The organism is Paenibacillus sp. RC73 (assembly GCF_044908085.1).
Lineage (GTDB): Bacteria > Bacillota > Bacilli > Paenibacillales > Paenibacillaceae > Paenibacillus > Paenibacillus terrae_A.
The window spans coordinates 32,666-45,407 of sequence record NZ_JBIYCV010000010.1; the positions used below are offsets into that span (position 1 = coordinate 32,666).

A 12,742-nucleotide genomic window follows, 5' to 3' on the forward strand; every position below is an offset into this window, starting at 1 on the left:
AAAGTCATGGAGAATAAAGGATTTGTGGAGGCAATTCGCAGCATGACTGCGGGCGAACAAAGATTATGGCTGATAGACATCATACAAGTGACAGAAGCTGTGAAACGGAACGAAGCTTCTAAAGATGATTTGTATGAGCAAGTGTCAGAGTTATATGATTACTTGCTTGAAACTCAAAACAGACACTCATGGTGGGAGCCTGACGAGGGTGGCACGCAGGTGCATATCGTGATTGGCGATTCTTTTGCAGGGAGTATGAAAATAGCACTCAAACAACTGGGATGGGAAGATACGCATCGGGTTATTCCTTTTCGGGATAACTATGCCATCGGCCCATTGTGGCAGCTTCAGCAGGAAATGGGGCGCAGGCAACGGCGGGAATGGTTCAGAGATCATATTTATGATGAGCATGATGAGCATGATGAGGATGCTGAAAGGGATGATTTTCTGTTGCTGGAGCAGTTTGCTGCTATTCCAGCGCAGGCGGATATTACGATCTGGACGGGGAGCAATACTCCTGAGCAGGTGGGGCTTCGTTTGAGCATGTACCTGCTGAGGAATATGTCTAACGATATTCGGATTAAAAATGCGGCAGATGCTTACAGCCGCGTATTTAAACGTCCGGATGCTACAGGCCTAAGATCAGGCGAGATACCTGCCGACAAACTACAAGCTATTCTAAGTCGAGAGGACAAGGGTGTTTCTTTAACACCAGAAGAAAGAGAACGAATGGCGGAAGAATGGTGTAAGCTGGCGATGAAGCCTGAGGTGCTACGTATATGGAAGGATGGGAGCATCGTTAATGTAGAAGAAAACGATTATGATGCCTATATTTTGAGTAAGGTGGATGAGTTGCACAAGCGGCAAGTCCAGCCTGATTTTATCAAATCAGCAAGAGTGATCGGAGAAGCTATGGGGCACCTGGATCAGCAGATGGGAGATGAATTCTTCGAATATCGGCTTCGAGCCCTGATTTATGAGGGAATGCTGGAAATCAAAGGCGTTCCAGGAGCCATGAGACGTTATAGTATTAGAAAGAAAGCATCTCCAAGTCCAATAAAAAAAGGGCCTGAAAATGCTTGATCGTATTACCTGTTCTGTGGGGGGCTCGGCTCAAACCTATTGCAAGGCTTGAACGAGGGCTTCGCCAAATTCCTGTGCGCCGTCTGGACCATCAGCAGTAATGATGTCGCTATGGGCAACCACATGCTGAGTCACATATTCGACTTGATACGTCTGGAGCTGATCCTTTTGCACGTCCACCGGATAGCATGCAGCCGCTCTGCCGGAGAGCAGCCCGGTTTGGGCCACGGCTACAGAGCCAGCACAGATGCCGGACAACAGAATCTTTTGCTCATGCGTTTGTTTTAGCAGGGATTGGAGATCCGTGTTGTTCCACAGATGATCATTCGTGCCCGATCCGCCGATTACAGCGACCACATCATAATCAGTAGGGACAGCGTCTGTGAAAACCAGATTCGCGGTCGCTTTACCGTTGTAGTCACCGATAATTTCACCTGTTTTGGTACTAGCCAGCGTAACGGTAACGCCTGCTTGCTCCAGCGCTTCCTTCGGTTTAAACAATTCATCTTCATTAAAGCGTTCCGGGGGTATAATAAAAAGAGCCTTTTTACTCATACTTCATTCCTCCTTGAATGTGAAACGATATCTATTATTGTAGAATGGCTTCGTCCGGCTGTGAAGAATGCACTTTCAAGTGCGGAGGTTACCTGCAGGTTACTATTACGGTGCAAGTACGGTGCAAGATCATGATGGAATAGAAGGAGTTAACCGATATATGTCTGATACGCTGAGAGAAGAAATACGGGAGAAGATCGTCAACGGAGACTATAACTGTGAAAAAGAACTGACCTTGTCGGTGTTAAGCGGCAAGTGGAAGGTCGTCATTTTATGGCATCTGGGTGTGGAAGGGCCGCACCGGTTCAGTGACTTGCAAAGGCTGTTTCCGAAGCTGTCTCATAAAGTACTGACCAATCAGTTGCGAGAATTGATGGAGGACGGCATTGTACATCGAGAGGTGTATCCCGAGGTGCCCCCAAAGGTAGAATATTCAATGACCGAGCTGGGGATGACGATTTTACCTATTGTAGAAATGATGTATGATTGGGGGAAAAAGCGGGTTCAGTCTATTCGCGAGGAAATGCTACGAGGCGATATATAAGTAAATCATAGGGCAATCCGTCATATGAAAAATAGAACGCCTTGCGTCATGAGTACAATTGTACTCATGACGCAAGGCGTTCTTTGGCATGTTAGCAGTCTGTGTCCGTGTTGATTTAACGCAGGTTATTGCTGCTCAATTGCTGGCAGAACTTCAATCCAGCGGGTAGCCCAAGTCCCGATATGGTCAAACAACGGCGCTAAATCGCGTCCCTTATCCGTAAGGGAGTATTCGATCCGAACCGGCTTCTCTGGATAAACCATACGTTGTATGATTCCTTCTTCCTCAAGCTCCTTCAAGCGATCGGAAAGGACCTTCCCGCTTAAATTGGGGATTGAATTCTCAATCGCGACAAATCGTTGCGGACCGTTAGTTAGTTGAAACACGATTAATACCGTCCAACGTTTGCTCAGTAGCTCCATGGCTTTTTCAAACCGTGGGCACATTTGCGGAATGTTCATGTGATCACCTCATGCTCCTATTATTAACGATCCACTGTTAAAAGTAAATGATTTTACTTTACATAAATTTATTACTTGACGAAATAGAATGATATAAATATACTTTGTTACATAAAGTAACTTGTCGGATTCGATACGGACGTATATATAGCATTTTCCATCATTCGATTCCCCACGCTCGAAAGTACAATATATAGACGAACTAAACCGCTTCGATCTATATATTGCTGATTCGAAATCGCTCTTGGGATTGTTGCAAAATGCTTAAAATTTGATATTATAACGATGCAATTAAATTAACAGGTACGGACTAATTGTTGAGGTCATGGTTTAGGCGCAGGAGGAAGTCAGATGAAGCTGGAATGTGAAGTGTGCGTAGTTGGAGGGGGACCAGCCGGGGCCTTGTTATCCTGTTTGTTGGCGGAGCAAGGTGTTTCGACGATATTGGTTGAGCGGCAGAGCGTGGCGGGAAAGGCTTTTCGCGGCGAAATTTTAAATGATGAGGGTCAGCAAGTGATCCAAAAGCATAAGCTGCTCGAACAAATTCATGAGGACTACATCCTCGCTTCGACGAGAATCGAATATTGGGAGCATCAGCAGCAGGTGAAGACGATTGAGCCAGCGGTCGGTAATGTAGGGGTCCATATTCCACAGCCTCATTTTTTGGACGCTTTGCTCAAGCAGGCGGCTACGTATGAGTCCTTTCGTTATTTGGCGGGCACGACAGTGACTGCGCTGGAAGGCGATAGCGAGCAGGGATACACGGGCTTGATCGCTTGCGATAAGAACGGCGATGAGGTTACGATTCGCAGCTCTGTTATTGTCGGGGCAGATGGTCGCTATTCGACCATGCGCAAGCTGGCGCAAATGCCAGTGACGAATATCAGACACGGCTATGATCTGCTGTGGGCCAAAATTATGGCACCTGCCGGATGGGAGCCTGTCACACGTCTGGCATTGGTCAACGGGCGGCAGTTGTCTTTATTTTCGCAGGCTGAGGGCTATATTCAAATTGGCTGGAACGTAGATGAAGGCAGCTTTCCTGCCTTGTTTAAGCAGTCGTTTGAACCGTTCATACAGTTGTTGGCAGATGCATTTCCCGATCTGGAGCATAACGTGCATGATCACATTCGTTCGTGGAAGGACTTCGTACCGTTGGATATTTTCAGCAGCCGCAGTGATACGTGGTCGCGGAACGGACTGGTCCTCATTGGAGATGCGGCGCATACCATGACACCTACCGGAGCTTTTGGCTTGAACGCAGCCTTGAAGGATGCCGATGTACTGGCGAGTGAGCTTCTTCGTTTGCGTCAGGAGGGTGGATATACTGCAGCGGGCCTAAAGGAGTTCGAAGACGAGCGGCGGCTGACTGTCACAGAGCTTCAGGAACGACAGCTTACGATGGAATCCACGTTTCATGAATATTTTTTACAAGCAGAAAATCAAATCATATAAATCAGCGATTAGCCTTTAAATAGCCGGGGCTTCCGGATAGATAGAGCTTATATAAAGGATGGTGCAGAGAGATGAACCAAAAAGACGTAGCTACGTTACTTAATGATAAAATTCAAACGATTCGCGGAGAGCAATCTTCGACGATTTTGGTTGGGCCGATTAAGCTGCCAGTCAATTTGGAAGGGGAAACGGTTGTTTTTCAATGGTATTGCTGGTTGCCTGTACGGGATGAGGAAGATCGTCAGGACTTGATAAATGCCAACGCTGACACGATTGTGAAGCGTTTGTCCACACTGAATTTGGCAGAGGGGCAGCAATCGAGCGTACTGGTGTACGGCGATCTTCAACAGTCGGAAAATGCGCTTGTTCGTATGCATAGCATTTGCCATACTGGAGATATTTTTGGTAGCAAGCGTTGTGATTGCGGATTTCAGCTCCACCAGTCCATGAAAATGATTGTGGAGCACGGAACGGGTGCGTTGTTCTATCTGGCAAACCATGAGGGCCGTGGGATTGGCTTGTTTAGCAAAGCGATGGCTTACATTTTGCAGGAAGAAGGTATGGACACCGTCGAAGCCAACCACCAATTGGGCTTTGAAGATGATACTCGCAATTATGCGGATGCGATTAGTGTGCTCCGTCATCTGAGACAAAAACCGGTAACCTTAATTACAAATAACCCTAAAAAACTGGAAGCCTTGAAGCAATCCGGTATGAATGTCGCAGGGCGTATGCCGTTGTGGGGCGATGTGTCGCAATATAATGAACGGTATTTAAATACGAAGGTGGAACGGTCCGGCCATTTGCGGGATTTCGATTTCAGGGAGGTTCTATGACCACTCACGAGAAATATATGCGCCTGGCGCTGGAAAATGCCAAAAGTGCCAAGGGACAAACGGAACCGAATCCGCTCGTTGGCTCGGTCATTGTGAACAACGGCCGCATTGTCGGGATTGGTGCTCATCTGAAGCCTGGCGAGCCACATGCCGAGATTCATGCTTTGCGTATGGCGGGTGAACATGCTCAGGGAGCAACGATTTATGTGACGCTGGAGCCGTGTTCCCACCATGGACGGACAGGCCCGTGCGCGGAAGCGATTGTGAAGGCTGGCATTCGTCGGGTCGTTATTGCGGCGCTGGACCCTAATCCGCTGGTTTCGGGCAGAGGGGTACAAATCCTGAAGGATGCGGGTATTGAGGTCATCGTTGGGGTATGTGAGCAGGAATCTGTCCGCATGAATGAAGTGTTTAACCAATATATCGTGAGCAAGCGTCCTTTTATCACGATCAAATCAGCGGTGACGCTGGATGGCAAAATTGCCACTCGAACCTCGGAAAGCAAATGGATAACGTCCGAGGTTGCACGAGAGGATGTGCATCGCCTTCGTCACGAGCATGTAGGGATACTGGTCGGTGTACAGACAGTCATTCACGATAATCCGCAGCTTACAACTCGTCTGCCAGAAGGTCGGAATCCGATTCGCATTATTCTGGACAGCACGCTACGCATTCCTTTGGATGCCCGTGTTATTACAGATGGTGAGGCACCTACCTGGATATTTACAGGACGTGCTTATGATGAAGGCAAGCGGAATCAGCTGGAACAGTTGGGTGTAAAGGTATATCCGACACAGGATGAAAACAGTGATCGGGTCAACCTGCCGCAAATGCTGGATATTTTGGGTACGGCGGAGGTATCTTCGGTGTTCGTGGAAGGCGGGGCCGAGGTGAACGCTTCGTTCGTGCAGCAAGGACTGGCAGACAAGCTCGTGCTGTATATTGCGCCAAAGCTGGTTGGAGGGCGTGGAGCACCGGGCTTTCTCGGGGGAGAAGGCGTGTCCGCCATGAGCGATGCGGTTGGGCTACAAGATTTGAGCGTAACGCAGGTTGGCGTGGATTGGAAAATAGAAGGGTATTTTGGGCGGGAAAAATGAGTGAGGTTGTGGGTGGGAGAAAGCGCTCCGCGAAGGGGTTGATCTTCCGATCGCTGTTGCAGTGGGATTCTTCGGATTGTATAAGACATGTAGAGGTAAGAATCCCACTGCAAAGGCGAACGCTCACGCTTCTCCAGATTCAACCCCTCCGCTCCGCTACTACCCGCCACAAAGTAACTCATTTTTCCGAAATGGTGTGGAGCAATGGGGGAAGGGCAAAAGGACTTAAAGGCTTAAAGACTTAAAGACTTCAAAGATTGAGGATCTGAAGGGCTACAAGCCTGGAGGATTCTTTTTTGTATACCTAACGTTTATTAGGGTGAATGGTTATTGGGATGAATAACTCATAGGGTGAACACCTAATGGTGTGAATGGTTTAGGGAATGAAGAAGTTTACATATATTGCAATATGGCAAAAGACACGAGGGAAGCGAATGTGCTTCTCAGGTGTCTTTTTTTATGGAGTCGTAATACTTTCGCCATGTTCGTGAGTGCGGGTGTGCGTGATAATGATAAAGGCTGATACAGAAAGATATTACCGAGGTGAGGATTTCAAATGGTCCCGCAGTGCCTGCCTGATCGGGTGAGGTATCCTGTAAATCTGATGTATCCACCAAATTAGGGTTCGAATCCCAATCGCCTTCCACGCGACTCATGGTAGAGTATTTAAAAAATCGAAAAAAACCACTACAAAGACCCTAATGAGTATCCCATGTCTGGTCCACATGACAGAAATCGGGGAGGTGGCTATGCGGCCAGCGGATACCGGGGAGAGCAAGCGCTGACAGGCTCCGAAGCTTCGGGAGATATGAGTTTACAGTCGATGTTGGACTGATGAATTCCATCCTCGCAACACGGGAACAGGCGGAACCTTCCTTTTTCCTCAAGCTTGGCCCCGCCGTCCACACCGGAGGGATGCTCTGCAAGGGTCACTAACCCTACTACAACGAATAAAAATGAAGAATCCTCATTTTAAAAATGTGTTGATTTTAAGGCGGGCAGCAGCGGAGCGGTCCATTTGAATCTGAAGAAGCGAAGCGTTCGCCTTTGCAGTAGAATTCCTACCTTTAAATGTTTTATCAATCCTAGGAATTCCACTGCAACAGCGATCGGAAGATCAAATGGACCGCGGAGCCGCCACACGTAGAAAAAAGCACACTTTTAAGCTGAGGATTTTAAATACTAGGAGTGATACGATGTTTAAGAAAATAACGATTAAATCGGATGAGCGCGGGCTGCTGTTTAAAAAGGGAAGCTATCACAAACTGCTGCTCCCAGGGACTTACGTATTGAAGACATTTCAGCAGGAAACGGTTGAAATTTTAAATGTTGCCGAACCGTTTTTTGTACCGGATCATGATATTCGTTTGTTTTTGACGGATTCCGTTCTGCTGGAGCAATTGAGTGTCGTCGATGTAGAGGATTATGAATATGTGCTGCATTATGAGGATAATCGGTTCGTGGAGCTGCTGCCCGCTGGGAAATATGCCTTCTGGAACGTGCTCAAGGAGCATCGTTTTGTTCATGCGGATACCCGGCAGCCTGCGATTGATAAGGCGTTGGGGCAAGCCTTTTTGGCCAAGACACAGGGCTTCTGGAAGGCGCTTCAGGTGGCAAGCTATGAGCTGGGCTTCCTGTATTATGATAACGTGTTGCAAGGCGAGCTGAAGCCGGGTAAATATTACTTCTGGATGTCGACGGTGAACACGGAGATCAGAACGATAGATTTGCGTCAGCAGCAGATGGACCTGATGGGGCAGGAAATCATGACAGAGGACAAAATCACACTGCGCCTGAACTTCGTCTGTCAGTACCGCATTGTTGACCCGCTGCGGGCGCTGGAGTTCCGGGCATTCGAGGAGCAAATGTACATTATGCTTCAACTGGTGCTGCGTGAGTATGTCGGAACGATGAAGCTGGATGATTTGTTGAAAATGAAGCAGGAAATTGCGGAATATGTCTTGACCCGACTGAATGAGCAAAGCGGCGAATATGGGGTCGCTTTTACGTCGGCAGGGGTGAAGGATATCATTTTGCCGGGGGATATCAAGGATATTTTGAACACGGTGCTGCTGGCAGAGAAAAAGGCTCAAGCCAATCTCATCACACGGCGCGAAGAAACGGCGTCCACTCGCAGTCTGCTGAATACCGCCAAGCTGATGGACGAAAATGCCACCCTCTACCGTCTCAAAGAGCTGGAGTTTCTGGAAAAAATCTGCGAGAAGATTGGTACCATTTCGCTGACTGGCGGGAATACGCTGCTGGAACAGTTGAACACGCTGGTTCACATGAAGGATGGACAGGGGACCGTATAGAGGGATAGCGGTAGGTTTCACGCCCCTTAACGCAAAATACCACCCAAAAGATGAGCGCGAGACGGCTCAAGCTTTGGGTGGTATTTTACATCAATACGCTTAATTCGTCTTAGTCGAAGCGAGAAAAGCGTCCATATCAATCACCGGAACGAGAGCGCCCTGATGCTCCAGTACGGTAGGAAACAGCTCGCGTTGCCACTCTTCCTCGTTGCTTTTCAACTGACTGTCCAGGTCGGAAGCCGTATCCTCTACCTGATCGACGAGCAGAGCAATTTTTGCCCGGCTGAGCAAAATCATTTTGTCCTCGGAGGACTCGCCTGAAGCAGGGAGCAGCAGTTTTTTGCGCAAATTCAGGATCGTAAATACGTCACCGCGAATGGTGACCATTCCTTCATGCCATGACTCGGAAAAAGGAAGCGGTGTTCCTTTCTTGGCATTCATGACTTCTTCCACTTCTACAAAGTTTAAAGCGAACGTTTTGCTCGCCAGTTTGCACACAATAAATTCGGACATAGGCCAATTCTCCTTACATTTGAGATAAGACTACTACAGGTTGTGAAGTGACGTTAAAATGGGTTAACTATTGCGTTTTAACAAATGGAAAGATAAAGTTGAAGGTGCTATGTAGCCAGGTTCTATTCACAGAATATCACAAAATAGCAGTTAAATCTTCCAAATGGCCAAGGCATGGCGCTCAGTTTCTCCTAATATGAGATGCTTTAGGAGATTGAAGTTGTGTCCGGTGGCACTACATTTTAAGATAAGCGGGTTGAGGTAGAATGGATCATGAAAAGCAGCGTCTAAGTATCGAGGCAGCCAGATTATACTATCTGAACGACTATAGCCAGCAAGAAATTGCAGTCAGACTCGGGGTATCGCGTCCCACGGTATCGCGGTTGCTTCAAGCTGCCAAGGAACAGGGATATGTGAGAATCAGTATTGTTGATCCGATGGAGGATATGGATGAGCTCGGAGAGCAGATCAAGAAGAAATACGGGCTGGATACCGTTCTGGTCTGCTATTCGCCGTTAAATGAATATCAGGAGATCAAGAAGCATATTAGCAAAAAAGCTGCCGATTATTTGCATGAAACGGTACAAGATGCAGATATTATTGGAGTGACGTGGGGAACGACGATGCATGCGGTGGCGCTTCATCTCCAGCAAAAGCAGGTGAAGGGCGTCGAGGTCGTTCAGCTCAAAGGAGGCGTAAGCCATTCGCATGTCAACACGTATGCCGTGGAGACGGTGAATTTGTTCGCGGAAGCCTTTCACACGATTGCACGGTATTTGCCGTTGCCTGTGATTTTTGATAGCCACGCCGTCAAGAAAATGGTCGAGGAGGATCGGCACATCCAGCGTATCATTGAGCTTGGCAAGCAGGCGAACATTGCCGTGTTTACGGTGGGGACGGTCAAAGAGGATGCGCTGTTGTTCAGATTGGGCTATTTTAACCATGAGGAACAGAAGTTGTTGCAAAAAATCGGCAAGGGCGATATTTGCTCACGTTTTTTTGATGATGAGGGCAATATATGTAGTCAGGAAATTAACAGTCGTACCGTTGGCATTGATTTGCCTGATTTGCGCAAGAAGGAGAAGGCGATTCTCGTAGCAGGAGGACAGCGCAAAGTGGAGGCCATACGGGCATCGCTGCGTGGTAAGTATGCGAATATTTTGGTGACGGATCAGTTTACGGCACAGGCACTTTTACAGTAGACATATGGTTCGGCGTGAGGAAATATAAGCTAAACTAAAAAATGAACAGTTAAAACGGAGTAGGCGGAGTGGTGCTGTACAAGCGAAGCACCATCCGACTGCGCAGTGGCGCAAAGTGGCGCAATAGGTAACTTTTAAGTTCAGTTCATAGATGGGTAATGTGGACTGTAGATAACGTCTTATGTGCAGGCTTGAACATAATTTCAAAATGTGTTTTACATATGTTCAATGCCGTGCTATGATGGTCTTATCACAGAGAAGTAAAGGACATCGGTCCTAATACGATCTCTCTAATGAAGGAGCGTTTAGAGAATGAACATTGCAGGATTGATCGACCATACATTGTTGCGTGCAGACGCGACGAAGGATGAAATTACAAAATTGACCGCTGAGGCGAAGAAATATCAGTTTGCTTCCGTATGTGTGAACCCGACCTGGGTAGCTTACTCGGCAGAGCAACTGGCAGGAACAGGTGTGAACATTTGTACCGTTATCGGTTTCCCGCTGGGAGCCAATACGACGGCAACGAAAGCGTTCGAAACGAAGGATGCTATTGCTAACGGTGCGACTGAGGTTGATATGGTTATTAATATAGGCGCTTTGAAAGCGCGTGATTTACAGCTCGTTGAGCAGGACATCCGTGCAGTCGTGGAAGCAGCCGCGGGTACACTGGTAAAAGTAATTATTGAAGCATGCTTGCTGACAGACGAAGAAAAGGTACTGGTTTGCGAGCTGTCGGTCAAAGCAGGAGCTAATTTCGTGAAAACTTCGACAGGCTTCTCTACAGGCGGAGCTACTGTGGAAGATGTGGCTTTGATGCGCAAAACCGTAGGACCTGAGATTGGTGTTAAGGCTTCCGGCGGCGTACGCAGTCTGGAAGACGTACAGAAATTAGTAGAAGCGGGCGCAAGCCGGATCGGTGCAAGTTCCGGTGTGACAATCATCGAGGGCCAGCAGTCTACATCTTCCTACTAAGTTCATTTTAAAGTCATGGAGGGATTCGCGATGAAGGATCAATTGATTCAGGAAGCGCTTGAGGCGCGTAAACAGGCATATATTCCGTACTCGAATTTTCAGGTCGGTGCTGCGGTTCTCGGAAGCGATGGCACGATTTATCGAGGATGTAATGTGGAAAATGCCTCCTACGGCTTATGCAATTGTGCGGAACGGACAGCGATTTTTAAAATGGTATCCGAAGGCTGCCGTAAAATTGATGCCATTGCGATTGTAGCAGATACGGAAGGGCCTGTGTCTCCATGCGGAGCCTGTCGTCAGGTGATTTCCGAATTTGCTCAACCAGATACCAAAGTGTATCTGACCAACCTTCATGGCAACACGGAAGAGTGGACGGTGGACCAACTACTGCCGGGTGCTTTTCGACCTGCCGATCTGGGGAAATAAAAAAAAGAATGCCTCTTTCGGGGCGCATTCTTTTTATGGGTAATGTAAGCGCTTAATGTAATGAGGGGGAAAATAAAATGAAATATGTAATTGCTCTGGTGGGACTGCTTGTTGTATTTGCACTTACTTACGTTGCCAGCAGTGACAAACGTAAAATCAGGTATCGTCCGTTGGTGGTAATGGTTGTATTGCAGGCGGCACTTGCTTTTGTATTGCTGCATACAGAGATTGGTGAAATTCTGGTCAAAGGTTTTGCAAAAGGGTTTAATAGTCTGATTGGATATGCTATGGAAGGAATTAACTTTGTATTCGGCGGGATTGCGAATGAAGGAGCGGCGCCGTTCTTTATCGGTGTATTGCTGCCAATCGTGTTCATATCCGCGCTGATTGGGATTTTGCAATATGTAAAAGTGCTGCCTTTTATTATTAAATATATCGGGCTTGTCTTGAGCAAAGTAAACGGAATGGGTAAACTGGAATCCTACAACGCTGTAGCTTCGGCTATTCTGGGTCAATCCGAGGTGTTTATTTCCGTTAAAAAGCAAATTGGTCTCCTGCCGAAGCATCGACTATATACGCTGTGTGCGTCTGCGATGTCTACGGTGTCCATGTCGATTGTGGGAGCCTACATGCAAATGTTGAACCCCAAATATGTGGTTACTGCTTTGGTGTTGAACCTGTTCGGCGGCTTTATTATCTCTTCGATTATTAATCCGTACAAGATTGAGAAGGAAGATGATTTGCTGGAGGTTCAGGAGGAAGAGAAGCAGTCCTTCTTCGAAATGCTCGGGGAGTATATTATGGACGGTTTCAAAGTCGCCATTACGGTAGCTGCGATGCTGATCGGTTTTGTGGCGCTGATTGCCATGGTTAACGGGATTTTCTCCTGGGCGCTTGGAATAAGCTTTCAATCCTTGCTTGGTTATGTGTTTGCGCCTATCGCTTTTGTCATGGGGATTCCATGGAGCGAAGCGGTTCAGGCGGGCAGCATTATGGCCACCAAGCTCGTGTCTAACGAATTTGTGGCGATGCTGGATCTGACCAAGCAAACGGGCTTGTCGGATCGCACAATCGGGATCGTATCGGTGTTCCTCGTATCTTTTGCAAACTTCTCGTCCATCGGTATCATTTCCGGGGCTGTGAAGGGTCTGCATGAGAAGCAGGGGAATGTGGTGGCCCGCTTTGGTCTGAAGCTGTTGTACGGCGCGACGCTGGTTAGCGTGCTGTCGGCAACGATTGCAGGGTTGTTTTTGTAAAAAAAACAGCGAGTTAGGAAAGGA

General features: G+C 47.7%; 14 protein-coding genes. 11 read left to right on the forward strand and 3 right to left on the reverse strand.

The window, feature by feature from the left end:
- Nucleotides 1–6: 6 nt before the first annotated feature.
- The gene (locus tag ABH897_RS21395) at nt 7–1,083 is read left to right on the forward strand and encodes a DUF1835 domain-containing protein (RefSeq protein WP_404592680.1); all 1,077 of its coding nucleotides are present in this window, start codon (nt 7–9) and stop codon (nt 1,081–1,083) included.
- A 36-nt stretch (nt 1,084–1,119) separates the two neighbouring features.
- On the opposite strand, the gene ABH897_RS21400 is transcribed toward ABH897_RS21395, so the two are convergent.
- Nucleotides 1,120–1,638, reverse strand: coding sequence for a DJ-1/PfpI family protein (locus ABH897_RS21400; protein ID WP_404520743.1), 519 nt, complete (start codon nt 1,636–1,638; stop codon nt 1,120–1,122).
- 160 nt (nt 1,639–1,798) lie between these two features.
- On the opposite strand from ABH897_RS21400, the gene ABH897_RS21405 reads away from it, so the two are divergent.
- Nucleotides 1,799–2,182 carry a winged helix-turn-helix transcriptional regulator gene (locus ABH897_RS21405; protein WP_404520744.1) on the forward strand — a complete coding sequence of 128 codons (384 nt, stop codon included), beginning with the start codon at nt 1,799–1,801 and terminating at the stop codon, nt 2,180–2,182.
- 125 nt (nt 2,183–2,307) lie between these two features.
- Here the strand turns inward: ABH897_RS21405 and ABH897_RS21410 are convergent, their stop codons facing one another.
- On the reverse strand, nt 2,308–2,643 hold the full coding sequence (locus ABH897_RS21410; RefSeq protein WP_069290443.1) for a winged helix-turn-helix transcriptional regulator: 336 nt from the start codon (nt 2,641–2,643) through the stop codon (nt 2,308–2,310).
- Between the two features lie 351 nt (nt 2,644–2,994).
- Between ABH897_RS21410 and ABH897_RS21415 the strand changes: the two genes are divergently transcribed.
- From ABH897_RS21415 to ABH897_RS21435, 5 genes are all read left to right on the forward strand, one after another.
- Entirely contained in the window at nt 2,995–4,098 is a 1,104-nt protein-coding gene (locus ABH897_RS21415; protein WP_404592681.1) for an FAD-dependent monooxygenase, read from the forward strand.
- Between the two features lie 71 nt (nt 4,099–4,169).
- Complete coding sequence (locus tag ABH897_RS21420; protein ID WP_404581197.1) at nt 4,170–4,934, forward strand: GTP cyclohydrolase II; 765 nt, start codon at nt 4,170–4,172, stop codon at nt 4,932–4,934.
- On the forward strand, nt 4,931–6,031 hold the full coding sequence (gene ribD / locus ABH897_RS21425) for a bifunctional diaminohydroxyphosphoribosylaminopyrimidine deaminase/5-amino-6-(5-phosphoribosylamino)uracil reductase RibD (protein WP_404592682.1): 1,101 nt from the start codon (nt 4,931–4,933) through the stop codon (nt 6,029–6,031). The genes ABH897_RS21420 and ribD overlap by 4 nt, the downstream gene beginning before the upstream one ends.
- A gap of 712 nt (nt 6,032–6,743) precedes the next feature.
- The gene (locus ABH897_RS21430) at nt 6,744–6,866 is read left to right on the forward strand and encodes a hypothetical protein (RefSeq protein ID WP_283653390.1); all 123 of its coding nucleotides are present in this window, start codon (nt 6,744–6,746) and stop codon (nt 6,864–6,866) included.
- 361 nt (nt 6,867–7,227) lie between these two features.
- Complete coding sequence (locus ABH897_RS21435) at nt 7,228–8,346, forward strand: slipin family protein (protein ID WP_404592683.1); 1,119 nt, start codon at nt 7,228–7,230, stop codon at nt 8,344–8,346.
- Nucleotides 8,347–8,445: 99 nt separating this feature from the next.
- Here ABH897_RS21435 and ABH897_RS21440 read toward each other — a convergent pair whose 3' ends face one another.
- Entirely contained in the window at nt 8,446–8,859 is a 414-nt protein-coding gene (locus tag ABH897_RS21440) for a chemotaxis protein CheW (protein WP_283653388.1), read from the reverse strand.
- A 266-nt stretch (nt 8,860–9,125) separates the two neighbouring features.
- On the opposite strand from ABH897_RS21440, the gene ABH897_RS21445 reads away from it, so the two are divergent.
- The 4 genes from ABH897_RS21445 (at nt 9,126) to ABH897_RS21460 (ending at nt 12,718) form a co-directional block, all read left to right on the forward strand.
- The gene (locus ABH897_RS21445) at nt 9,126–10,061 is read left to right on the forward strand and encodes a DNA-binding transcriptional repressor DeoR (protein WP_283653387.1); all 936 of its coding nucleotides are present in this window, start codon (nt 9,126–9,128) and stop codon (nt 10,059–10,061) included.
- Between the two features lie 312 nt (nt 10,062–10,373).
- Nucleotides 10,374–11,036 (forward strand): deoxyribose-phosphate aldolase, encoded by a 663-nt coding sequence (gene deoC, locus ABH897_RS21450; protein ID WP_404592684.1) that lies wholly within the window; start codon nt 10,374–10,376, stop codon nt 11,034–11,036.
- Between the two features lie 30 nt (nt 11,037–11,066).
- Nucleotides 11,067–11,462, forward strand: a complete 396-nt coding sequence (locus tag ABH897_RS21455; RefSeq protein WP_044644559.1) for a cytidine deaminase — start codon at nt 11,067–11,069, stop codon at nt 11,460–11,462.
- Nucleotides 11,463–11,539: 77 nt separating this feature from the next.
- A complete protein-coding gene (locus ABH897_RS21460; RefSeq protein ID WP_283653385.1) occupies nt 11,540–12,718 on the forward strand; it encodes a NupC/NupG family nucleoside CNT transporter in 1,179 nt (392 codons plus the stop codon).
- Nucleotides 12,719–12,742 lie beyond the last annotated feature (24 nt).